The sequence below is a fragment of the Bacillaceae bacterium S4-13-56 genome, assembly GCA_040191315.1.
Taxonomy (GTDB): Bacteria; Bacillota; Bacilli; order Bacillales; family JAWJLM01; genus JAWJLM01.
This window is the reverse complement of the sequence record JAWJLM010000005.1, coordinates 1-23,553: the sequence shown is the minus strand read 5'-3', so window position 1 is coordinate 23,553 and position 23,553 is coordinate 1. Positions and strand designations below refer to the sequence as shown.

General features: G+C 36.7%; 21 protein-coding genes and 2 other annotated features. All 21 genes read right to left on the bottom strand.

Annotated elements, in window-relative coordinates; all coding sequences use genetic code 11:
* Positions 1–16 precede the first annotated feature (16 nt).
* The 21 genes from infC to citZ all read right to left on the bottom strand — a co-directional run bounded on the left by infC (position 17) and on the right by citZ (position 23,344).
* On the bottom strand, positions 17–523 hold the full coding sequence (gene infC / locus RZN25_02505; GenBank protein MEQ6375703.1) for a translation initiation factor IF-3: 507 nt from the start codon (positions 521–523) through the stop codon (positions 17–19).
* Between the two features lie 85 nt (positions 524–608).
* Positions 609–750, bottom strand: a sequence feature (ribosomal protein L20 leader region).
* Between the two features lie 312 nt (positions 751–1,062).
* Positions 1,063–3,000 carry a threonine--tRNA ligase gene (gene thrS, locus RZN25_02500; protein MEQ6375702.1) on the bottom strand — a complete coding sequence of 646 codons (1,938 nt, stop codon included), beginning with the start codon at positions 2,998–3,000 and terminating at the stop codon, positions 1,063–1,065.
* A 53-nt stretch (positions 3,001–3,053) separates the two neighbouring features.
* Positions 3,054–3,270, bottom strand: a binding site (T-box leader).
* A gap of 44 nt (positions 3,271–3,314) precedes the next feature.
* Positions 3,315–4,148: a putative sporulation protein YtxC gene (locus RZN25_02495; GenBank protein MEQ6375701.1), complete on the bottom strand. Its 834-nt coding sequence runs from the start codon at positions 4,146–4,148 to the stop codon at positions 3,315–3,317.
* Positions 4,149–4,253: 105 nt separating this feature from the next.
* Positions 4,254–5,192 carry a primosomal protein DnaI gene (dnaI, locus tag RZN25_02490; GenBank protein MEQ6375700.1) on the bottom strand — a complete coding sequence of 313 codons (939 nt, stop codon included), beginning with the start codon at positions 5,190–5,192 and terminating at the stop codon, positions 4,254–4,256.
* Positions 5,193–5,197: 5 nt separating this feature from the next.
* On the bottom strand, positions 5,198–6,568 hold the full coding sequence (locus RZN25_02485; GenBank protein ID MEQ6375699.1) for a DnaD domain protein: 1,371 nt from the start codon (positions 6,566–6,568) through the stop codon (positions 5,198–5,200).
* A gap of 251 nt (positions 6,569–6,819) precedes the next feature.
* The gene (gene nrdR / locus RZN25_02480) at positions 6,820–7,278 is read right to left on the bottom strand and encodes a transcriptional regulator NrdR (protein MEQ6375698.1); all 459 of its coding nucleotides are present in this window, start codon (positions 7,276–7,278) and stop codon (positions 6,820–6,822) included.
* Positions 7,279–7,302: 24 nt separating this feature from the next.
* Positions 7,303–7,695 carry a cytosolic protein gene (locus tag RZN25_02475; protein ID MEQ6375697.1) on the bottom strand — a complete coding sequence of 131 codons (393 nt, stop codon included), beginning with the start codon at positions 7,693–7,695 and terminating at the stop codon, positions 7,303–7,305.
* Positions 7,696–7,812: 117 nt separating this feature from the next.
* Positions 7,813–8,190 carry an adenosylmethionine decarboxylase gene (speD, locus tag RZN25_02470; protein ID MEQ6375696.1) on the bottom strand — a complete coding sequence of 126 codons (378 nt, stop codon included), beginning with the start codon at positions 8,188–8,190 and terminating at the stop codon, positions 7,813–7,815.
* Between the two features lie 206 nt (positions 8,191–8,396).
* Positions 8,397–9,428: a glyceraldehyde-3-phosphate dehydrogenase gene (locus tag RZN25_02465; protein ID MEQ6375695.1), complete on the bottom strand. Its 1,032-nt coding sequence runs from the start codon at positions 9,426–9,428 to the stop codon at positions 8,397–8,399.
* Between the two features lie 364 nt (positions 9,429–9,792).
* Complete coding sequence (gene coaE / locus RZN25_02460; protein MEQ6375694.1) at positions 9,793–10,392, bottom strand: dephospho-CoA kinase; 600 nt, start codon at positions 10,390–10,392, stop codon at positions 9,793–9,795.
* Between the two features lie 12 nt (positions 10,393–10,404).
* Positions 10,405–11,046: a sporulation membrane protein YtaF gene (ytaF, locus tag RZN25_02455; protein ID MEQ6375693.1), complete on the bottom strand. Its 642-nt coding sequence runs from the start codon at positions 11,044–11,046 to the stop codon at positions 10,405–10,407.
* Positions 11,047–11,114: 68 nt separating this feature from the next.
* Positions 11,115–11,951: a DNA-formamidopyrimidine glycosylase gene (mutM, locus tag RZN25_02450; GenBank protein ID MEQ6375692.1), complete on the bottom strand. Its 837-nt coding sequence runs from the start codon at positions 11,949–11,951 to the stop codon at positions 11,115–11,117.
* Between the two features lie 14 nt (positions 11,952–11,965).
* Positions 11,966–14,617, bottom strand: a complete 2,652-nt coding sequence (gene polA / locus RZN25_02445; protein MEQ6375691.1) for a DNA polymerase I — start codon at positions 14,615–14,617, stop codon at positions 11,966–11,968.
* Between the two features lie 102 nt (positions 14,618–14,719).
* Positions 14,720–15,649 (bottom strand): protease modulator HflC, encoded by a 930-nt coding sequence (locus RZN25_02440; GenBank protein MEQ6375690.1) that lies wholly within the window; start codon positions 15,647–15,649, stop codon positions 14,720–14,722.
* Entirely contained in the window at positions 15,639–16,589 is a 951-nt protein-coding gene (gene hflK / locus RZN25_02435) for an FtsH protease activity modulator HflK (GenBank protein MEQ6375689.1), read from the bottom strand. The genes RZN25_02440 and hflK overlap by 11 nt, the downstream gene beginning before the upstream one ends.
* 106 nt (positions 16,590–16,695) lie before the next feature.
* Complete coding sequence (locus tag RZN25_02430; GenBank protein MEQ6375688.1) at positions 16,696–18,438, bottom strand: ATP-binding protein; 1,743 nt, start codon at positions 18,436–18,438, stop codon at positions 16,696–16,698.
* Positions 18,435–19,151, bottom strand: coding sequence for a response regulator transcription factor (locus RZN25_02425; protein MEQ6375687.1), 717 nt, complete (start codon positions 19,149–19,151; stop codon positions 18,435–18,437). The genes RZN25_02430 and RZN25_02425 overlap by 4 nt, the downstream gene beginning before the upstream one ends.
* A 138-nt stretch (positions 19,152–19,289) precedes the next feature.
* On the bottom strand, positions 19,290–19,766 hold the full coding sequence (locus RZN25_02420) for a MaoC/PaaZ C-terminal domain-containing protein (protein ID MEQ6375686.1): 477 nt from the start codon (positions 19,764–19,766) through the stop codon (positions 19,290–19,292).
* Positions 19,767–19,839: 73 nt separating this feature from the next.
* Positions 19,840–20,778, bottom strand: a complete 939-nt coding sequence (gene mdh / locus RZN25_02415) for a malate dehydrogenase (GenBank protein MEQ6375685.1) — start codon at positions 20,776–20,778, stop codon at positions 19,840–19,842.
* Positions 20,779–20,803: 25 nt separating this feature from the next.
* The gene (gene icd / locus RZN25_02410; protein MEQ6375684.1) at positions 20,804–22,072 is read right to left on the bottom strand and encodes an NADP-dependent isocitrate dehydrogenase; all 1,269 of its coding nucleotides are present in this window, start codon (positions 22,070–22,072) and stop codon (positions 20,804–20,806) included.
* Positions 22,073–22,228: 156 nt separating this feature from the next.
* A complete protein-coding gene (gene citZ / locus RZN25_02405; GenBank protein ID MEQ6375683.1) occupies positions 22,229–23,344 on the bottom strand; it encodes a citrate synthase in 1,116 nt (371 codons plus the stop codon).
* Positions 23,345–23,553: the final 209 nt, after the last annotated feature.

The window sequence follows — 23,553 nt, the reverse complement described above, 5'->3', positions numbered from 1 at the left end:
GACAAGCTCTCGGTTTCTATTTCTTCTCATTTCGAGGAGCAAGCATTATGAACATGCTACGGCCTTCCATTTTAGGCTTTGTTTCCACTGTACATAGATCCTCACATTCTTTAGCCAAACGTTCTAATACCTCTTGACCAATTTCCTTATGAGTAATCGCACGTCCCCGGAAACGAATAGATGCCTTTACTTTATCGCCTTTTTCAAGGAATTTACGGGCGTTACGCAGCTTAGTATTAAAGTCATGCTCTTCGATATTAGGACTCAAACGCACTTCTTTAATATTAATAATCTTTTGATTTTTGCGTGCTTCTTTATCTTTCTTTTGCTGTTCGTAACGATACTTCCCAAAATCCATAATGCGACAAACAGGCGGTTTTGCATTAGGAGCCACCATTACAAGATCTAAGTTTGCAGTTTGCGCTAGATCCAATGCTTCTTGACGAGATTTCACGCCAAGCTGCTCTCCATTTACGTCAATGAGTCTCACCTCACGTGCACGTATATTCTCATTGACAAACATATCTTTGCTAATAACCAGCCACCTCCAAGGTTAATTTGGTAGTCCTTAAAAGGGCTACCAGTGTTCATTCTTGACAAGAATTTCAGCAATAAAAAAAGTGTAGGCACTCTTTCGCACCCACACATTCCGTCATTGATTCAATCATAATTGATCATCAAATTTGTCGGACCTGCCAACTGCTCCAAAAGCGTCGATCAGGTGAGAAGCGGGTGCTTCTACTTGTCAAAGACACATCGTTTAGTTTTACCTTAAAAGTATAGCATGGTGTATCTGATGTGTCAATAAAGACCAAAAATAAACACAACTATTCAAGAATAACCGATTTTTTTCGAAAAATCAAGATGTTATTTTCTATCGACTAGAGTAGGTAGTCAAGGACGCTACGCTTTAAAACAAGAAAATCACTTGTTTCTCCGAAGAAGCTATAAGTAGCTTCCCTTCCTGCTTTACTGGTACTATCAACCGACCCAAAGTTATAAATTCTGATAGTATAACAAAAAGCGAGATCGATGTATCGACCTCGCTTTTTGTATGATCTATTATTGATTTGACTTCTGTTGAATCTCGTTCTTAATAAGATTGATAAACTCATCTATTGGAAGTGTTTCTGTATCCTTTTGTCCATATCTTCTTACATTAACTGTATCTTTCTCAATCTCTTGATCTCCAACTACTAGTTGGAATGGAAGCTTCTGCATCTGTGCTTCTCTAATTTTGTACCCAATTTTCTCGTCTCTTTCATCAACTTCTACTCTTACTCCAGCTTCACGAAGCTTGTCCTCCACTTTTCTTGCATACTCTAAATGAGCATCTGCTGAAACCGGGATAATTTTTGCTTGAACGGGAGCAAGCCAAGTTGGGAAGGCTCCCTTATATTCTTCAATTAAAAAGGCAACAAATCGTTCCATTGTAGAAACCACTCCACGGTGGATGACAACTGGTCGATGCTCTTTTCCATCTTCTCCAATATAAGTTAAATCAAATCGGTTGGGTAAATGGAAGTCAAGCTGAACCGTAGAAAGGGTTTCGTCTTTTCCAAGTGCTGTTTTAACCTGTACATCTAATTTCGGTCCATAAAAAGCTGCTTCCCCTTCAACTTCCTCGTATTCTAATTCCATCTCTTCCATAGTCTCTTTTAATAAGGCTTGCGCTTTTTCCCACATTTCATCATTATCCACATACTTTTCCTTATCATCTGGATCGCGATAAGAAAGGCGGAAATAATAGTCGTCAATTCCAAAGTCTCTATATACAGCTTGAACTAATTGAACTACTCGAATGAACTCATCTTTTAGTTGATCCGGACGGGCAAAGATATGAGCATCGTTTAATGTCATCGCTCGAACTCGTTGAAGACCAGCAAGAGATCCCGACATTTCATGACGATGCATCATACCAAGTTCAGCAATACGAACTGGTAAGTTTCGATAACTGTGCAACTGATTTTTATAAACCATCATATGGTGTGGACAGTTCATTGGACGAAGAACTAAATCCTCATTATCCATTTCCATTGGTGGGAACATGTCATCCTTATAATGATCCCAATGACCACTAGTTTTATATAACTCAACACTTCCTAAAACAGGAGTATAAACATGGTTATAGCCTAGACGTTCTTCTAAATCGACGATGTAGCGCTCGATCGTTCTTCGAATAGTCGCCCCTTTAGGAAGCCACAAAGGAAGTCCTTGTCCCACTTTTTGAGAAACAGTAAAAATCCCCAGCTCTTTTCCAAGCTTTCGGTGGTCCCTTTCTTTCGCTTCTTCTAACAGCCTTAAATGCTCATCTAGCTCACTCTTTTTCTCAAATACTGTACCATAAATTCTTTGAAGCATTTTATTCTTACTGTCTCCTCGCCAATAGGCCCCAGAAACACTTAGTAATTTGAATACTTTAATTTTACCTGTGGATGGAACATGGACCCCACGACATAAATCAAAAAACTCACCTTGCTCATAAATTGAAACCTGCTCGCCCTCTGGAATATTCTCTAGTAATTCGATCTTCAATGGATCTCCAAGTTCTTCAAAACGGCGCTTAGCTTCTTCTCTTGAAACTTCCTGACGGACAATCTCAAGATTTTCACTAACAATTTTCTGCATTTCTTTTTCTATCTTTGGAAAATCTTCCGTCGTAATGGATTCCTCCATATCGATGTCGTAATAAAATCCATTTTCTATAACAGGTCCTACTCCGAAGTTAACCTCACCATACAATCTTCGAATGGCTTGAGCCATTAAATGTGCAGTTGAGTGACGCATAATTTCAATACCTTTAGGATTTCGGTAAGTAATAATTTCGATTTGTCCATTCTTTACTTCTGAACGAAGATCATATTCCTTCCCATCAATACGGAAAGCAAGTGCTTGCTTTTTCAATCCTGGACTAATAGATGCTGCCACTTCTTCCCCTGTGGTCCCTTTTTCAAATTCTTTAACAGTACCATCTGGAAATGTAACTTGAATCATTCGCAATCGCTCCTTTATTTTAGTTGAGAGACAAAAAACACTCGTCCCTTTGCAATAAGCAAAGGGACGAGTGTTTTACCCGTGGTTCCACCCTTATTTCCGCATTTTCGCGGCTTCATTAAGTCTTTAACGCGACTAAACGCTAACTACTACTTTTTTTTCATAGTTAGGGCTCAAAGGTGGTGAACTATATGTCGTGTTCGGGAAGCTTCCAGCCTAGTCTTCCCTCTCTGCTGAAACGAATCACATAGCTCTTGTCCTTATCTCAACCTGTTGTTCTTTCATTTATGTACGTATTATAGCCATTGTGCAAATGAAAATCAAGATTTTATATTCTTTTTTAAAAATGGAAAAGAAGAAGCAGGCAATATGCTTACTCGTTCTTGGAAAATGTTAATAACAGTTAACAATTTGGGTTCTGAAGGATCATCACTAAAAATTTCAATTTTCTCTGGATTCATCGCTAGTAATGATGCTAGTAAGTGATCACCTTCATTAACATTGAATAAATATAAGGGCAGATTTCTTACCCATTCTTCCAACTTCATTGTATCAACAAGTTTTCCATTTTTCTCATAAATGAGCTCAGGTTCTTTTATATGAAAGTTTACATAGTTGATCTTAGAATCTTGTGTTCCAATAAAATGTCGTAAGGAATGAATAAAAGTTTGATACTCCTGCTCTCTTTTATAATCTTCAATAGACACCCCAACTAATTCAATCAGCTCCTTTTTATAATCCTGGAGCCGAAACCGAAGAAAAGATTCAAATAAAAAAGAACGTTCTTCTTGCCACCGCTCTAGGAAAAGACTAGTGATATACTCTTCATGACTAGAATGGTTAAAAAAGTTTTTCTCATATTGCCCTTTTAAAATGGAATGGCATACTTCCTCAATATGAGCAACTTCTTCTTTGTCCTCAAAGTAATAACAATCTTGTATGATTTCACGAATCCATTGTCGCTCTCGCTCTTGAATAAAAACACGCGCTAACACCCTAGCAATATTCTTTTTTGGATAACTCGAGGGCTCTATCTCTAATGCTATCCTATGACTTCTTTTTTGCTGGATACCAATTTTATCTTTAAATCCATTCTCTAAAAGAATTTTACAAAAAAGAAGCACCTCTTCCTTTCGTTCAAAATAAATATCCATTGACTCCCCCCTTCCTACAAAAACTGTTATATTATATGGGAAAAATCAAAAAAAAATGATTCATTCCTTGTCGTGCCAAAAATAAAAAAGAACAACGATGTTTACTTATCGTTGTTTCCTTCTATTTTTACCGTATAAAGCAAGGGGTTCACTTACTTGATTTATTCGTTCCATAATTCGTCCAGCTTTTATCTTTTCTATTCCACCTTTGTTCGTTTCAGAGAGAGTAATTTCTAACTCATCAGGGCTCAAATTAGATGTGAAAAATACAGGTAGTCTTTCCATCATGCGATACTGTAGTATGGCACCTAACACCTCATCTCTAAACCATGGGGATTGTGTTTCGGCACCAATATCATCTAGCATTAAAACGGGGACATTTTTAAATCGGTCTATTTTCTGGTTTATCGAACCATCACTTAAAGAGCCTTTCATTTCTCTAACCAGCTCCGGCATATAAATAATCATGCTCTGAATTTTGTATTCTGCTAACTCATTCGCAATCGCTCCAAGTAAATAGGTCTTACCAACTCCAAAAGGACCGTGTAAGTAAAGACCTTTTGATGGAACTCCTTGCTCAGCATCCATAAGAAATTGCTTAATTTCCTGAAGAATGGGCATTCGTTCTGGGTCATCTAGGTGAATCCCTTCCCATGAGGCATCTATTATTTCTTTAGGAATATACAAACTTTGTACAAACGATTTCTTTGATATTTGTTCCTCATATTGCTTTCGTTTGGAACAAGGCTCATATATTAAACGGAACGGACCACCGTCTTCGTTTGGTTTAGGAACATATCCTTGTACCATATTGACACATCCATTTAAAGAAGTACAATTCTCACAGTTTTTTGATTGACTTTTATACTCGTATAGTTTTATTAAATGTTTATTTAACGAGTCACCTGTTAGAGAAGGGTGTCCCTGTATTAGTCTTTGAATTTCTGGATCTTGAAGAAGATCTCGCTTCACCTTTTGAAATTCTTTTTGAAAACCCTCACTCTGTTCCATCCATTTTTTCAAAGAGGTTTGAATTGGTTCCATTTTATTCACCCTTGCTTTTGATTTCTATCTTTCTTAAACTTTCGCATTTCTTCCTGCCATTTTTCAAACTCATCTTGAGATACAGTAGGTTGTTTCTGTTTAGGCTCTGACTTTTGTTCTTTTTGCTTTTTAAACCACTCCGGCACAACTTCTTGTTTCACGGGTGGTGTCTGCTTTTTATATGCTTTTGACCATTCCTGATACTTTTTATTTTCACGGATTGTAACTTCCATAGCTTCTCTGGCTGTCTTAATTCCTAGCCGGCTCCACTGACCTGCAATTTTTTCTATATAACTTCTATTTAACTTCATATCTGTACGGTAAAGGACATATTGAATAAGCATGTTCATGACAGGAGAAGGGAGTCCTTGTTTATGCATGATATCTCTTATCATTTTCAGATCCTGATCAGGAACCTTGGATCCATTCGAAAAATCCTCTAAAACTTCTTTTGGTGATCTTCTCTCCATCATATATATTAATTTTTCTTGGTCATTTAATTTTCCAAATTGGTCATTGGATATTTCAATGGTTTGTCTATTTTCGTCCTCTTTTTTTATTTCTTCTTGTGAATGATCATTTTTAATATATAAGTCATGACAGATTTCTTTTAATTCTTCCATATCAATTTCTTGTTTTTCATCCAAAGCCCAATGAATAGCTAGCTCAAAATCATGTGTTGTTAATCGGTAAAGGGCGGCTAATTGTTCGATTAAAGTTTTTAATGAAGGGGTCAGCAACTTTTGAACTGGTAGCATTCTTTGTTTTAGGGAATTGGCAAGGATAACAAAGTCAACTAACTCTTCTTTTGTTTTTTCCAGTATGTCATTTTCTTTCTTCGTTTGTGACTCTACAGGAACTAATGGTTTGAGTGAAATATCCTGGAATACCTCCTGGAATGATGCCGTTATTTCACTGCCCTCTACTACATCGTCCGCCATATACAATTTATCATAGAGCTTTTGAAACATGTTTTCCCCGATATGATGTGATAAAAGCAATGATAACATTGTATCCTTAAAGAACTGATTTGCAGAAAAAGGTGGGTAAAGAATGTAATGAAAAATATATCCTGCTTGTTCATTTGTTTTTTTAAAGGTTCTTAGGAGTCCAATTGCCTCTAAATACATACGTGCTGTATATATCTCGTCCAATGGCAACCCAATGGACGTCATAAGTTGATGATGTGTAGAGGGGATTTGTTGATATTGTTGTTTTTGATTTTCATAGAATAAAGTTAGATATAAGGATACTGCCTTTGGTCCAACAATGGGTTGGTATAGCTGTATAAGTGCCTGATGGTCTATGATGGAACCTATACCCTTAAAATGAACAACATACCCATGAATAGGAAGGATTTGTCCAATTTTGCTCATTAAAAACTCTCCTTTTAGAAAAGCTCACCTAAGAGTGCGACTGTAGGCAAAGTTAGAAAAAGAAAAAACTAATCTCTACGAGAGAAAATTCATTCCGCATGAACGGGCAGTAATACCCCCCACTTCAAGTCTTAAGTGAAACGAAAAGAGTAGTAGGTGGGGGGTAATGTCCAATGGTACAAGGGCCTTTAAATCATACCCTTGTGTGCTAACAATCAGTGGGGACTCCCACTGATTGTAGTTTCACTTTATTAGTCTTCTCTTTTGATTAGTTCTTTTAACTCATCAATAAATACATTGATATCCTTAAATTGTCTATAAACAGAGGCAAAGCGAACATAAGCTACCTCATCTACAGTAGCCAATCGTTCCATAACAAGTTCCCCAATTTCCTTACTCATAATTTCAGAGTTGCCAGAATTTCTTAATTCCCTCTCGACATCTAAGGCAATCTTTTCTATTTTTTCTAACGCCACCGGCCTTTTTTCACAAGCCTTGATAAGACCCCGTATTAGTTTTTCTCTACTAAACTCTTCACGTGTTCCTTCTTTCTTTACTACAATAAGAGGAATTTCCTCGACACGTTCAAAGGTCGTAAAACGAAAATGACAGGATTCACATTCGCGTCTTCTTCTAATGGATTTCCCTTCTTCAATCGGGCGTGAATCCATTACCTTTGTGTTTTTGGATTGACAATTCGGACATCTCATCAGATCATCTCCATAATATAACCATCAATATTCTTTTGAATCAATATTCGGATAAGTTTTTCCTATCCACTCATAATGTTCACCAATTACACGATGAGTGTTCCCAAAGTCAATAGGGAACGCCGATTCAGTTGTAACTGAAAAATCAACAGCGGTGCGATATGGGCGAATCATAATAACACTTATTACCATAAAGGTCTTTCTTTTCTTCTTATAATAAACACTAATTTCTCCTCTCTCTTCAGAGGATCCTATTAATTCATAATCAGCCGATTTACTAAATTGATCTATTAAATGACGAAAAAGTTGATCCTTTGTGGCCTTAAAATATTTCGTTTTTAACTCCGGTTGTAGTGATCGATCGCTCGTTTCTGCATGATTGCTTAAGTACTTATTTACAAATTCCTTAATACTCATCTTTCGACACCTCATTCACTATTATACTAAAAATTTTAACAGAATACCGCACAAACTTCTATGGTGATCAAACAAATGACCAAAATAAAAAGGAGTGTAGTGGATACACTCCTTTTATTATAAAGATTTTCTTTGTTGTAAAGTAACTGGTCCCATTCCGCGTGGCACTTCTACCTTTTCACAGGTATTGGCCTCTAATGCCTGTTGAATGTACTCTGCAGCAACATTAGGATCAATTCGATCGCCACACGTATACACATCTATGCTTGCATAACCGTGCTCTGGAAAGCTATGAATCGTTAAATGTGATTCAGAAATGATCACAACTCCACTTACACCAAAAGGTGCAAATTTGTGGAAAGCAACTTCACGAATCTCTGCCCCCGCTTTTAGTGCAGCATCGACAAAAATTTGCTCAATGAAAGCAATATCATTTAATTTTGCTTCATTACAATCCCACAGTTCTGCAATTACGTGTCTACCCATTGTATCCATTTGTTACTCCCCCTTAATACTAGATTCGACTTCTAACGAAAAAATGATGGGTTACCACGGGGGAAAGTTAGTCCTATGAGGTCCTAACCCTTTAAGTAGCCACATTAAATCGTCTTATTTTCAGAAGTTCAAAAGTAGTATAAAGGGTATTTCTTAAATTTGCAAGAAAAGTTTTGATCGAAAATTCTCTATTGAAAAATCTAGGTTTATGAAGCGTGAACTTCTTTTTTAGTTGTCATCATTCTGTGCATATGCACAGCCAAATCCACTACCCTACATGAATATCCCCACTCATTATCATACCATGCGATTACTTTAATTTTATGGTTATCAAGGACTAAAGTTGAAAGTCCATCTATAATAGCTGATTGTGGTGAAGTTGTAAAATCAATAGACACAAGCGGTTTGTCTGTATATCCTAATATACCTAACATATCATTTCTTGATTGTTCAGCTAGTATTCGATTGACCATTTCTTTGGTTACTTTCTTCTCTACATCTACCACCAAGTCTACTAGAGATACATTAGGTGTAGGAACTCTCAAGGCCATACCGTGGAGTTTTCCCTTTAGGTTGGGTAACACTTCTGCTATCGCTTTCGCAGCTCCTGTAGTCGTAGGAACAATAGATTGCCCACACGCTCTTGCTCTTCGTAGATCTTTATGAGGATTATCTAGATTTTTTTGGTCGCTAGTATAAGAATGAATCGTTGTCATAAATCCATTTTTAATCGTAAAAGCTTGGTCAATGACCTTAGCTACAGGTGCCAAACAGTTCGTAGTACATGAGGCATTTGAAACAATATGATGATCTTGATCATCATACTCCCCCTCATTGACCCCCATCACTATAGTAGCATCTACATCTTTTCCTGGAGCTGTAATGATCACTTTCTTTGCACCAGCATCTAAATGCGCACCTGCTGACTCTTTCGTTGTGAATTTACCTGTAGCTTCAATTACAATATCTATTTTAAATTTTTCCCAAGGAAGTTCCTCTGGATTTCTGCCATTTAATAATAGTACTTTATGTCCATTAACTAAGAGCCCATCTTTCATTGGGTGGACAGTTCCATCAAACCGACCATGGATACTGTCATATTCAACAAGGTGTGCTAGAGTTTCTGAAGGATAACTCGCATTTATGGCCACAATTTCTAATTCTGGATTTTCAATCGCCTTACGAAAAACCATTCTTCCAATCCGTCCAAATCCATTGATTGCTATTCTTGTCTTCATATGAAACGCCTCCCGAATATGCCATACTATATATAGATTATCGTTAATTAGTATAACATATTATATGCAAAAGTGAATCAATTTGATTACATAAAGTGAAACTTCATCCCCCACTGATTGTTAGCACCCAATGGTATGACCTAAAGTCCCTTGAACCAATCGGACATTTACTAGCAGCCAACCATGAAGCAAGCTTGACCAACAAATATGAAAAAATTAATGTTTTATTTTCATTGGAGTTTATCCCCCTACTCTTTTTGTTTCACTTAAGACTTTAGGCGAAGGTATTACTGCCCGTTCATGCAGGATAAAAAGAAAAACTCAACCTTATTATAAGGTTGAGTTAATTATTCTTTTACGTATATCAAACTAAATTTCTTTTTCTCAGTATCTGAATGAGTTGTTGATAGGCATCATCTTTTGTAGAGTTATTATTAATGACTTCATCAGCTTGGGATGCCTTTTTGAAAACAGGAATTTGAGATTGAATTCGATCCAAAGCCTCTTCTTCTGTATATCCATCCCTATCCATTAATCGTTTTAACTGCACTTCCTCATTTACAAAAACAACCAAAGTCCAGTCCACTAAATGCTCGAGCTTACTTTCGAACAATAAAGGGATATCTAATACAACAGCCTTCTCATTTTTTTCTTTAACAAGATCCCTTTCCTTTATCATTCTTTCTCGAACAGCTGGATGAACCATTTGGTTGAGTACTTTTCTTTTTTCTTCGTCCTTAAATACAATAGATCCCAACTTTTTACGATCAATTGTCTTATCTTCTCTTAATATTCCCTCTCCAAAATGCTCAATAATTTGATGGTAAGCTTTTTCGCCAGGTCGAACGACAATTCTGGCTATTTTATCAGCATCAATAACAGGAATTCCAATATCATCAAACATAAGAGAAACTGTACTTTTACCACTTGCAATACTTCCAGTTAATCCAATGACCTGTGTCATAGCGCAATCCCCCTATAATTTAAATACTCCTATAATGACAAGTATTAGTCCTGGTACAAAAGAAAGTTTTTGGCTTCCTTTTTTATAAGATAAACCTCTCCCACACTTCATTCCTGTAAACAGTAACAATGAAGACGTGGCTGCAACTAAGAAGGATGTTAAAAATGTTGAAAAGCCAAACATTGATATCCCAATACCTGCTCCAAAGGCGTCCAAGGATAGAGCTAGACCTAAAAATACGGCCTCAAATCCCGTAATACTTCCAGAACGATCAAAGTCCGCAGACATGGGTTTTCTCAGTATTTGGATTACAACCCCTAAGGATTGGATTTCCCATTTCAATATATAAGGTTTCACATTTTTTCCTTCTTTTTTAAGAGAGAAAGAGGAGCGAAAGTACTGAAGCAAAACAAACATTCCGATGGCCATTAATATCCATCCACCAAGTTGTTCCGCTTGATGAGGTTCTAAAAAGCTTGAAAGATAGCTCCCAATAGACATAGAAGTATAAAACGTTAGGGCTGACATCACCCCTATCAATAATAAGGACTTCCAAGGTAAAGTCATTTTTCTTACTCCATAGGTAAGCCCAACAGTAAAGCTATCCAAACTTACCGCTAACACAATCGTGACTAATGTTAGTAATTCGTTCATGATCTCGTTCTCCTCCCCTAACTACAACTAGAGTAGTATATGGGGAAGAAGTCCAAGACGTAAGTTGTCTATCTATTTTGTGTAGCTTGACATACTGGACAAAAGTGAGTGCCTCTTTGAGCTACTTTTATTTTTTCAATAGGATGCCCACACCTGGAACAAGGCTCCTCTTTTTTACCATAAACTAATAAATAATCTTGATAACTTCCCTTTTTCCCTTGGCTATTTACATATGTTCTTATTGTACTTCCTCCGTGCTCAATGGCTCTCTGTATAACATCCTTAATCGCCTTCACCAACTGTGATATTTCTTTAGTAGTTAGAGAAGATGCCTTTCTTGTAGGATGGATTTGAGATTGGAATAAAACCTCATCTACATAGATATTTCCTAATCCTGCAATCACGCTTTGGTCTAGAAGCACTTGCTTGATAACCCTGCTGGTTTTTCGAAGTTTGTGTTCTAAATAACTGACAGTTAGTTCCTTGCCTAAGGGTTCTGGTCCAAGTCCGTTTAATGGAGGCAAAGTGTTTTCTAGTCCTTTTGGAAATATCTCCATTGTTCCAAACTTTCTAACATCTCGGTATCTCAAGTCAGTCCCATCTTCAAAATGAAATAAAATATGAGTGTAGGCGTCCTTCTCCTCAGAAGATGACATTACTAAATACTTCCCTTCCATTCGAAGATGAGAGACTAGTACAACATCTTCTAGTTCAAAAATAAGAAATTTACCTCTTCTATGAATATCGATAATGGTTTGACCTTTCAACAAAGAAATGAATTCATTTTTATCATCTGGCTGACGAACAATGTTTGGCCAAAGGACGGAAACATCCTGGATTTTTTTGCTTATCACTAGTTTTTTAAGAGTTTGTCTAACCGCTTCTACCTCTGGCAACTCTGGCATCTCTTTCGTCCTTTCTATTTTGCGTCGTACCAAGTGTCCCCATAATTAAAATCCACCTTTAATGGAACTGATAACTCAACTGCATTTTCCATTACCTTTTTGACTAAATCGGACAAGGCTTTGACTTCGTTTTTAGGTGCCTCTATGATTAATTCATCATGAACTTGAAGCAACAAACGCGACTCGAATTTTTTCTCCTCTAACTGTCCATATAGATCGATCATTGCCTTTTTTATGATATCAGCAGCACTTCCTTGAATTGGGGTGTTCATAGCTGTTCTTTCAGCAAAACTTCTGATATTGAAATTTCTGCTCGTAATATCAGGCAAATATCTCCTTCTCTTCATAATAGTTGACACATACCCATTTTGTTTTGCCTCTTGTACAATGTCATCCATATAATCTTTTACCCCTGGATAACTGTTGAAATAACGATCAATAAAGTTCTTGGCTTCTTTTCTCGTAATCCCAAGGTTTTGAGAAAGCCCAAAGTCACTAATACCATAGACGATTCCAAAATTAACCGCCTTAGCTTGACGTCTCATCATAGATGTCACTTCATCCTCTTTCACATGGAAAACATCCATTGCTGTTTTCGTATGGACATCCATATCCTTTTGAAAGGCTTCCACTAACCCTTCATCGCGCGACATATGGGCTAATACTCTAAGCTCTATTTGAGAATAGTCTGCTGCAAATATTATCCAATCTTCTTTTGAAGGTACAAAAGCTTGTCTTATTTTGCGACCTTCCTCTAACCGAATCGGGATATTTTGTAAATTAGGTTCAGTAGAGCTTAATCTTCCTGTCTGTGTTAAGGCCTGATTAAATCGAGTGTGCACTCTGCCTGTAATTGGGTCTATTACTTTTAAAAGACCCTCAATGTAAGTAGATTGGAGTTTCCCAAGCTGCCTATATAACAGGATTTTTTCTATGATTTTATGTTCCCCTTGAAGTTGTTCTAATACATCTGCTGAAGTGGAGTATCCTGTTTTTGTCTTCTTAATGACGGGCAAACCCATTTTTTCAAATAAAATGACGCCTAATTGTTTTGGAGAGTTTATATTAAATGAGTCTCCCGCAAGCTCGTAAATAGAATGTTCCAATTCGCCTAATCTTCTTTGCAATTCTTTTCCCATTTCATCCAGACGCTCTTTGTCCACTTTGATTCCAATATGCTCCATATCAGCTAATATAAGAGATAATGGCATTTCTAATTCATAAAAAAGTTCATACTGTTCATTTTTCTTTAATAATTCTTCAAATCTTTCTCTTAGTTCATACAAAATATGTGCCTTTCGCACTACATGCTCGGAAAGAACTTCGATCTCAGGAATTTTTTGTTTTGCCCCTTTTCCATACACTTCTTCATCAAATGGCATGGAATAGTCATTTTGTCTATGACAAATTGCAGGTATATCATGATGATTTTCTGAAGGGTCAATTAAATAAGAGGCAATCAACAGATCAAATGTGATTCCTTCGATAGATAATCCCTTCTTCTTTAAGGCCACCACTGTTTTTTTGGCATCAAAAACGTATTTTTTTCTAAAAGGATCTTCTATCCATTGTTTAAATTCATTAGATGCTAGCGCCTTTTCAACTTCAATAAAATAGTACTGTTCATTTGTGGCAAGACCAAAACCTAAAATATCGCCCGACTGATAATTTTCATCAATCATTTCCAAAATGAATGCCATATGATCAGTAAATAAATCTTCTGTTACTTCCTCTACAACCTTAAAGTCTATTGTAACCGGTTCAGTTTCTTCTCCAATACTTTCCCCATCTTCAGAATCAATTCGGTCCACTAGCGATTGGAAGCCTAGATCCCTAAATTGATGATGAACTTTCTTTGAATCATAACCATTAAATTCTAGATCCTGCAGTGTAATTTCTATAGGAGAATTACGATTAATAGTTACTAACTCCTTACTAATAAAAGCACTTTCTTTATTCGTTTCAAGTTTCTCCTTTAATTTTGCTCCACTGACTTCAGATAAATGGTCATAAAGATTTTCTAGAGTGTTATATTCTTTTAAAAGCTTAATGGCGGTCTTCTCTCCCACTCCAGGAACTCCAGGAATATTATCAGAAGCATCCCCCATTAATGCTTTCATATCAATAATTTGGTCCTGAGAAATTTCATACTTTTGCTTTAAAAATTCAGGTGAATAGCGTTCTACTTGGGAGATCCCTTTTTTTGTTAACGTAACTGTCACTTGTTCAGAAACGAGCTGTAACAGGTCCTTATCACCAGAAATGACGGTCACATCATAACCTTGATCTTCTGCTTGTTTGGAGAGAGTTCCGATAATATCATCTGCTTCATATTGTTCAAGCTCATAGAATGGAATAGAAAAAGCTTTTAGTAATTCTTTTAAAACGGGAAATTGCTCTGATAACTCTGGAGGAGTCTTTTGTCTTCCACCTTTGTATTCAGTATAGGTCTTATGTCTGAAAGTTGTTTTGCCAGCATCAAATGCGACTAAAATGTGGGTTGGCTTTTCCTCCTCTAGCATTTTTAAAAGCATCGTAGTAAAGCCGTATACAGCATTTGTATAAACACCTTTATCATTATTCAATAATGGTAGAGCAAAAAATGCTCGGTAGGCGATACTATTCCCGTCAATTAGCATGATTTTATTTGATTGTTCTCCCATCATTACATTCCTCCACTATGTACTTCACTTGTTTTTAACTTAAAAACGCCTTATTTCTCCTATTTTACCATGTTTGGTTCATAGAAGAAAAAAGGCGTCGCTTTATTAATTAAAATATCCTAATAGAAGCTGTGCATAAGGAGAATCCTGTGGAATAAATATGGTAGTTTCTCCATTAATCGTTTGTTTATAGGATTGTAGTGTACGGTATAAACTGTAAAACTCCCCGTCTTTTTCAAATGCTTCATTGTAAATACGTGCTGCCTCTTTTTCACCTTCTCCACGAATTTGAGCAGCTTCGGCATTGGTAGTAGAGATCATTTCCTTCACTTTTCTATCCGTTGTAGCGGTAATTCTATTCTTTTCAGCATCCCCTTGGGACAAATATTCTTGAGCCTTAGATTCCCTTTCTGAAATCATTCTTAGATAAACAGACTGCTCATTTTCATCAGGTAAATCAGTCCGTTTTATACGAACATCATCAACCTGAATTCCATAGTTATCCCGAGCAAGAAGCTCATTAACTCTGTCTTTTACCGTCTCATTCAAATTTCCTCTTGAGGATTTCTCGTCATTGATGATCTCCTCATAATTCATTTGGCCAAGCTCAGATCGAATAGCAGAAAAAATAAATTCGCCCATTCGAGCTTCGGCATTCTCTACTGTACGAGCATTTTCTATCATATCTTCAGGACCTACAATATGCCAGATAGCAAAGTTATCAATAATCATTCTTTTTTTGTCCAATGTATTGATTTCTTTTTGGTCAACGTCATACACTAACTTCTTATTAGGTAGAGTAGTAACACTTTGTATAAATGGTATTTTAAATTTCAACCCGGGTTCATCTTCTATTTTAACGACCTCACCAAATTGACGAACCACCTTATATTCTCCTTCTTTTACGATAATCACACTAGCTAAAAAAAGAGCGAATACTAAAACGAGCAATATAAAACCTAACCCCGTTTTTACATAAAACCTTGAATTTACAGGCTTTTTTTCATTCATATCCACAATATTATCATTGCTCACTTTCTGATCCTCCTTCCGTTTGGATCCGAGTTGTTTGTTTAGGATCTAAAGGTAAATATTTAACGGTATTTCCATCATCATTCATAATATAGACCCTTGCATCAGGTAATACTTTTTCTAAGGTTTCAAGAACGAGACGTTGTTTTGTTGTGGAAGGAGCCTGAACATACTCTTCATACAAGGCATTAAATTCTGCTACATCACCTATTGCTTTTTGAATTCTTTCTACTTTTTCACCTTCAGCACGGGATATGATGGCATCTTTTTCTCCTAGCGCTTCTTCCATTTGTTTATTTTCATATTTTCTTGCTTCATTTATCTTGGTGTTCATCGTTTCTCTAGCATCTGTCACTTTTGTAAATGCCTTTCGAACTTCCTCATTTGGAAGGTCCACTTCTTGTAACTTTACATCAATAATGGAAATCCCAATATCATAGCTGTTAATAAGAGAAATAAGCTGGTCTCGAACTTCATTTTCTATTTCCGCTTTTCCTGAAGTTAAAGCATCGTCTATTTTTGAATTTCCTATAATTCCTCGTAAAGAGGCTGATGTAGCATCGTATAAAATTTGTTTTGGTTCATTAGATTGGTATAGATATTTTGCTGGTTCTGTAATCTTCCATTGAACAACTAAATCTGCCAAAACAATATTTTCATCTCCAGTAATCATCTTCACTGTGTCAGAATTTCCGTTGTCCCCTGTCGAAAATCCAAAATCTAAACTATAAGTCTCTTTAGATAGAATTTCTACAGTTTGCACAGGCCATGGTAACTTAAAATGCAATCCTGGTTGTGTAATATCTTCGTCTGCTTGTCCAAAGGTTAAAATGACTGCTTGTTCTGATTCATCTACTGTATACCAGCTGGTAGCGGCCACTAGTACAAGGATAATTAATCCTATACCTAGAGCAAACCACATATACATCCTTTTAATACTCATTTGGTCCTCTCCCTTGTATCATTATCTGTGACATATCTTTATACGTAATAGCCCATGAAAAGGTTTCTTATTTTTTTATATGAAAAGGGCAGAGTAGGCCTCTGTCCTATTCTTTAATATTTCGCGGCAGGTAAATAGAAAAAGTAGTCCCTGTTCCTACCTCACTTTGAACATTAATTTTTCCTTTATGGGCTTCAACAATATGCTTAACAATGGCTAAACCTAATCCAGTCCCCCCAGAATTCCTACTTCTAGCTTTATCTACGCGGTAAAACCGTTCAAAAATTCTAGGAAGTTCCTGCTCGGGGATTCCTATTCCATTATCCTTTACAACAAGGCTTATCCATTCATCTTCCTCTCTCCCAATCAGTTCAATTTGACCGTTTTGTCCTGTGTAATTAACTGCATTCACAATCAGATTTACAATGATTTGTTTTATACGATTAGGATCACCATCAACTAAAATATGGTCAACTTTCTTGGTTAGATTAATCCCCTTTTGCTCCGCCTGAGAAAGTAAAATTGGCCAGACTTCTTCAACTAAGTCCGACAAAAAAAACTCATATTTCTCTAATTTAAATCCATCTTTCTCTATCTTAGAAAGTTCCAACAAGTCTTGAATTAATGACTGTAATCGTTCACTTTCCTTTAAAATAATGGATAAAAATTGTTGAGATGTAGGTGGATCTATAGAATTGCCCTCAAGTAATGTCTCTGCAAATCCTCGAATGGAGGTAATAGGTGTTTTAAGTTCATGTGATACATTAGCTACAAAGTCTTTCCTTGTTTTCTCTAGCATTTTCAATTCTGTAATATCATGAAAGACCAAAACAGCACCTTTTGGAACCATCTTATTGTTCATAATGGGAACTCCTGTTATTTCTAAAAACTTACGTTGAATAGTTAAAGGTAATATCATTGATTTTATCACTTTTTGATCCAGCATAAATACTTCCTGAACCGTTTGATGGATGTCAGGGTAAGAGATTGCTTCATAATATAGATAACCGACATAATCTTTTATCTCTCCACTAAAAACTTCAAGAAAAGCACGATTAACTAATTGAATATATCCTTTTTCATCGATAAGAAGCAGTCCGCTTCCCATATTATCAATGACAGTCTTTAATCGCTCTTGTTGGATGCTCATTTGTTGAAGATTACGTGCTAATTTATTTACAGCTCCAGTCAACACCCCTGACTCACCATAATAATCCTCATAGGTTCTTACAGAATAATTCCCTTTTGATAACTCATCAGCTAATTCCGTTACAGATTGCATAGGTTTTATATACTTTCCTACAATACCGTACCCAATATAGACAATTGCTACTATCCCTAGAGATAATGTAATAGCTGTTATAATCCATATATTCCTTGTAACATCCTCTAAAAGCCCCACTTCTAAAATAAGGAGAAGAGTATGATTCTCCACATCATTTAAGGGAACTGGATAAAAAAATAAAGTATCTACCAATTCTCCTTTAGAATTAGAAATATTCTTTTCCTTATATTTGTGAAGGTATAATTGGACCTGCTCTCTTTTTTCCGTTTCTAAATCAAGAGCATGAATTGTGTAATAATTCAACTCCCCATATTGATTTATGTAAGCAATTCCTATCCCTAACTGCTCACTAATTTTCTTAAGTTCATCAGGAACACTGTCTTTTTCAAAAGATCTTGTTTCAATATAAGAAGAAATATAAGTCCCTTCATTTATTAAACGTTCTTCAACAGTATGAACTACATAATTCCTTGTACTTTGAACTAAAATCACACCAAGGCTAAACATTATGATAATAATAACAAGAGAGTATCCTAAGAGTGGACGTGAATTTATTCCTTTCATTTTAATTTCGGTTCCTCTAGTTTATAACCTAGGCCTCTAATTGTTTTAATGTAAGAGGGCTTTTTTGTATCTGGTTCTATCTTATCTCTTAGATGACTTATGTGAACATCCACTATTCTGGTATCTCCCACAAAATCATAATTCCATACGGACGATAATAATTGATCACGTGACAAAACTCTGCCTTTGTTTTTGGCAAGAAACAGAAGCAATTCAAATTCCTTCGGAGTAAAAAACAGCTCTTCGCCCTTCAAGTATACCTCATATTGGTCGGGCAATATCGCAAGGTTACCTATTTTTATTTGTTTGGGTACCTCTTCTGCGGATGTCTCTTTTGTCTCTTGTTGGGTTGTCCTCCTTAAGATTGCTTTGATTCTTGCTACAACCTCCCTAGGACTAAATGGTTTTGTCAAATAGTCATCTGCTCCTAACTCAAGCCCTAAAACTTTATCAAACTCTTCATCCTTAGCTGTCAGCATTAGGATAGGCGTTTCTATCTTTTGTGCTCTTAACCTTTTACAAACCTCGATGCCATCCATTTCAGGAAGCATGATGTCTAGAATAATAAGATCATATTTTCCTTTAGATGCAAAGTCCAATGCAGTAAGACCATCATTAGCCACAACTGTTTCAAACCCTGCTTGATCAATATTATACTGAAGAAGAGTTGCAATGGATTCTTCATCATCAACAATTAGCACTCGCTGAACCATTTGTGTCACACTCCATAAACAAAATCTTATATGTATTCTATCATATCACTGTAAGAAAGCTAATCAAGTTTCTAACGATTAACGATGAAGAAAAAGGAATTCAACCTAAGCTGAATTCCCATACAAATATTAAAAGTATTAATAAAAGTTATCCAGTGAATGTGAGTTCATAGATTTTGGCTCATAGGCTGGACAGACCTTCACTACCCCAGAAAGAACACATTTTCCATCCTCACGTTTTCCCTCAGCCTTGATCAAGGCAAAATGTTCTTTAACATTTACCTCTTCAACCTTTAGCGATAGCTTAACTTTTTCGTAGTGGTATACAGGATGAGGGTAAGATATGTTTGATTGAACAACATGACTCCCTGGTCCTGGTAAATGCATAGATATGGAGGCAGAGACCATACCATAAACCATGATAGAAGGAACAATTGGTCTTTCAAATGGAGTTTGAGAAGCGTAATCATGTTGAATATAAAGAGGATTAGCGTCGTTTGTTAGCCCTAAATACAAAAGTAAATCACGATCTTTTATGACAATTTCATTTTCGTAAGAATCCCCCACTTGTATTTCCTTGATCTTTTTCCCAAGTTTACGTTTCTTTCCTAACATCACGAAACACCCCTTTGTAAGCGTTTACTTTTTGTGTGTAAAAAGATTCGAGGGTAAGCCCTCGAATCTTTGGTTACTGTAAAACTTTGATAACATTTTTAACAGAATCTGCTGATTTATCAAGTGCCATTTTTTCTTCTTCTGTTAACTCAAGTTCTATAATTTTTTCGATACCATTGCCACCAAGAACAGTCGGTACTCCCAAGTAAATATCAGAGTAGCCATACTCACCCTCTAAATACGCGATAGCTGGAAGAACCCTTCTTTGATCTTTCAAGATTGCTTCAGCCATTTCAGTTAGGGATGCTGCTGGTGCGTAATATGCACTTCCATTTCCTAATAAGTTAACGATTTCACCGCCACCTTTACGGGTACGCTCAACGATTTCCTCGAGACGATCAGCTGGAATTAGCTTCTCTAACGGGATGCCTCCCGCATAAGAATAACGAACTAATGGAACCATGTCATCCCCATGTCCACCTAGAACAAAACCTGTAATATCCTTGACAGATAGATTTAATTCTTGGGCAACGAAAGTACGAAAACGTGCAGAATCTAACACACCTGATTGACCAATAACTCTATTTTTTGGTAACCCTGATTCTTGGAAAACAGTATAGGTCATTGCATCTACTGGGTTTGTTAAAACCACAATATAACAATCCGGAGAATACTTCACAATTTCCTTTGTAATACTCTTCATGATTTTTGCATTGGTATTTACTAAGTCATCACGACTCATACCTGGCTTACGTGCAATCCCTGCTGTTATAATTACTAGATCGGAGCCTTTTGTATCTTCATAATTGGATGTTCCTACAATATCAGAATCAAACCCCTGAACAGGACTTGCCTCTAGCATATCCAGTGCTTTTCCCTTAGTTGGATTTTCCATATTTGGAATATCAACTAAAACAACATCAGCTAACTCCTTTTGAGCAATCATCAGCGCAGTGGTAGCTCCTGTAAATCCTCCACCAATAACAGACACTTTTCTACGAGTAATTCCCATGACTCTTTCCCCCTTGATTTTTGGATTACATATTTTCAATTACTGCATTACCAAATTCAGAACACTTTACTTCTGTAGCATTATCCATTAATCGTGCAAAGTCATAAGTTACTACCTTACTTGCAATTGTCTTCTCAATAGACTGCATAACAAGGTCAGCAGCTTCTCTCCAACCAAGATGCTCCAGCATTAATACTCCTGACAAGATAACAGATGAAGGATTTACCTTATCTAAACCAGCGTACTTCGGTGCAGTACCATGGGTAGCTTCAAAAATAGCATGACCAGTCTCAAAGTTTATATTTGCTCCTGGCGCAATACCAATTCCACCAACTTGTGCAGCTAATGCATCAGAAATATAGTCACCATTCAAGTTCATTGTGGCAACAACATCAAATTCAGCCGGACGTGTAAGGATTTGTTGAAGGAATATATCAGCAATTGCATCCTTCACGATGATTTTCCCCTCAGCCTCAGCTTTAGCCTGAGCTTCGTTTGCAGCATCCTTTCCTTTTTCTTCAGCAATACGGTCATACTCAGCCCATGTAAAGGTTTGAGCACCAAATTCCTGTTCTGCGAGTTCATATCCCCAATTTTTAAAGGCCCCTTCAGTGAACTTCATAATATTACCTTTATGAACAAGAGTTACACTCTTACGACCTTCACGGAGAGCATAATCAATAGCCGCTCGAACAAGGCGCTTCGTTCCTTCTTCTGAAACAGGCTTAATTCCAATACCAGAAGTTTCAGGGAATCGAATTTTCTGTACTCCCATTTCATTTTGTAAGAATTCAATGACCTTCTTTACTTCGGGCGATCCCTTTTGCCATTCAATTCCTGCATAGATATCCTCTGTATTTTCACGGAAAATAACCATATCTGTATCCTCAGGTCGTTTAACAGGTGATGGTACACCTTCAAAATAACGAACTGGACGAAGACAAGTAAACAGATCAAGTTCTTGACGTAAAGCTACGTTAAGAGAACGAATTCCTCCTCCAATAGGAGTTGTTAAAGGCCCTTTAATTGCAATCTTATAATCACGAATAACGTCAAGTGTTTCAGATGGTAGCCATTCACCTGTTTGGTTGTAGGCTTTTTCCCCAGCTAAAACCTCTTTCCAAACAATTCCTTTTTCCCCGTTATATGCTTTTTCCACAGCCGCTTCCAATACACGCGATGCAGCTGCCCAAATATCGGGACCAATTCCATCCCCTTCTATGTATGGAATGACTGGGTTATTTGGGACATTCATTACTCCATTTTCTACAACAATTTTTTCACCTATTGACACGAAAATACCTCCCATATAAAATTTCAACGATCCTAGTGTAAAATGGATTCACTATTTTGCCAAGTCTTAATGGCGAAAGTTTTAGTTTTTACGATAGATTGGAAAATCCTTTTCCAATCTATCATGGAGAAAGCCGGCAATGCCGGCCCTAATCATCTATCTTTGTTCAAGCGGTACATACTTTTGTCCCTTAGGTCCAGAATAATCTGCACGCGGACGAATTAATCGATTGTTTTGATATTGTTCTAAAATGTGTGCTAGCCAGCCTGAAATACGACTCACAGCAAAAATCGGGGTGAATAAATCGTGATCAATCCCTAAGCTGTGATATACAGACGCAGAATAAAAATCAACATTTGCAGGTAGACCTTTATGTTCTTTTATATATTCTTCAATCTTTACAGACATATCATAATATTTTGATTGACCCGTTAATTGTGTGAGCTGTCTAGACATTTCTTTTAAATGTTTAGCACGAGGATCTCCGTTTTGGTATACTCGATGTCCCATTCCCATAATTTTTTCATTGTTTGCTAATTTCTCTTCTATATATGGAATGGCATTCTCAACTTCACCAATTTCGGTCAGCATTTTCATAACTCTTTCATTCGCTCCTCCATGAAGAGGCCCTTTCAGCGCTCCAATTGCGGCTGTAACACCAGAATACACATCAGAAAGTGTAGCCACACACACACGCGCTGTAAATGTAGAAGCATTCAATTCATGGTCAGCATGAAGAACTAGTGCCTTATTGAAAGCTTCTACTTCAATAGGCTCTGGGTCCTTTCCAGATAACATATAAAGGAAATTGGCAGCGAAACTTAAATCCTTTTTAGGAGCTATAGGCTCCTGACCTTGACGAATTCTAGCAAAAGCAGTCACAATGGTAGGTATTTTTGCTTGAAGACGAACTGATTTCCTAAAGTTTGCTTCTTCGTCCATAACATCAGCTTCAGGATCAAAAAGACCTAACATAGAGACAGCAGTTCTTAATGCAGCCATTGGGTGGACGGTTTTTAAATCATAAGATTTCAGGTGTTGAATTATTTCATCCGGCAAAACCATCTCATCGGCAAGTTGTTGGCTTAATTCCTTAAGCTCTTGCTGATTAGGTAATCTGCTATTCCATAAAAGATAGATTACCTCTTCAAAAGTAGAGTGAACTGCTAAATCATCAATGGGATAACCCACATATGTAAGCTGATCATCAATGATAGAGCTAACGGTAGTTTGTGTTGCAATAACCCCTTCAAGACCTTTTGTTACTGACATGTTATCTCTCTCCTTTTTTAAGAATTCCCCGTGCGTCCCCTTTATTATTGTAAGAAAACGCTTAACTTTATTTTATTGCTACAGGACAATCATCCCCATACACAATTATAAACAATTATCTGGCGAATGTGAAATTTTTTATTTCTCAGAAACGGAAATAGATTCTTTACTATAGGGTCTGCTGAACGATTCGCTAAACAGCCCATTTA

Excerpts from the sequence above, each read along its gene's own strand:
- speD (MEQ6375696.1), bottom strand. The coding sequence starts at position 8,190 with ATGGATACAATGGGTAGACACGTAATTGCAGAACTGTGGGATTGTAAT.
- RZN25_02475 (MEQ6375697.1), bottom strand. The coding sequence starts at position 7,695 with ATGAGTATTAAGGAATTTGTAAATAAGTACTTAAGCAATCATGCAGAA.
- mutM (MEQ6375692.1), bottom strand. The coding sequence starts at position 11,951 with ATGCCAGAGTTGCCAGAGGTAGAAGCGGTTAGACAAACTCTTAAAAAA.
- RZN25_02465 (MEQ6375695.1), bottom strand. The coding sequence starts at position 9,428 with ATGAAGACAAGAATAGCAATCAATGGATTTGGACGGATTGGAAGAATG.
- mdh (MEQ6375685.1), bottom strand. The coding sequence starts at position 20,778 with ATGGGAATTACTCGTAGAAAAGTGTCTGTTATTGGTGGAGGATTTACA.
- RZN25_02420 (MEQ6375686.1), bottom strand. The coding sequence starts at position 19,766 with ATGTTAGGAAAGAAACGTAAACTTGGGAAAAAGATCAAGGAAATACAA.
- RZN25_02430 (MEQ6375688.1), bottom strand. The coding sequence starts at position 18,438 with ATGAAAGGAATAAATTCACGTCCACTCTTAGGATACTCTCTTGTTATT.
- RZN25_02495 (MEQ6375701.1), bottom strand. The coding sequence starts at position 4,148 with ATGGATATTTATTTTGAACGAAAGGAAGAGGTGCTTCTTTTTTGTAAA.
- coaE (MEQ6375694.1), bottom strand. The coding sequence starts at position 10,392 with ATGACACAGGTCATTGGATTAACTGGAAGTATTGCAAGTGGTAAAAGT.
- RZN25_02485 (MEQ6375699.1), bottom strand. The coding sequence starts at position 6,568 with ATGAGCAAAATTGGACAAATCCTTCCTATTCATGGGTATGTTGTTCAT.
- nrdR (MEQ6375698.1), bottom strand. The coding sequence starts at position 7,278 with ATGAGATGTCCGAATTGTCAATCCAAAAACACAAAGGTAATGGATTCA.
- dnaI (MEQ6375700.1), bottom strand. The coding sequence starts at position 5,192 with ATGGAACCAATTCAAACCTCTTTGAAAAAATGGATGGAACAGAGTGAG.
- infC (MEQ6375703.1), bottom strand. The coding sequence starts at position 523 with ATGTTTGTCAATGAGAATATACGTGCACGTGAGGTGAGACTCATTGAC.
- polA (MEQ6375691.1), bottom strand. The coding sequence starts at position 14,617 with ATGATGGGAGAACAATCAAATAAAATCATGCTAATTGACGGGAATAGT.
- citZ (MEQ6375683.1), bottom strand. The coding sequence starts at position 23,344 with ATGTCAGTAACAAAAGGTCTTGAAGGGGTTATTGCAACACAAACTACC.
- hflK (MEQ6375689.1), bottom strand. The coding sequence starts at position 16,589 with ATGAGTATTAAAAGGATGTATATGTGGTTTGCTCTAGGTATAGGATTA.
- ytaF (MEQ6375693.1), bottom strand. The coding sequence starts at position 11,046 with ATGAACGAATTACTAACATTAGTCACGATTGTGTTAGCGGTAAGTTTG.
- RZN25_02425 (MEQ6375687.1), bottom strand. The coding sequence starts at position 19,151 with ATGGTTCAGCGAGTGCTAATTGTTGATGATGAAGAATCCATTGCAACT.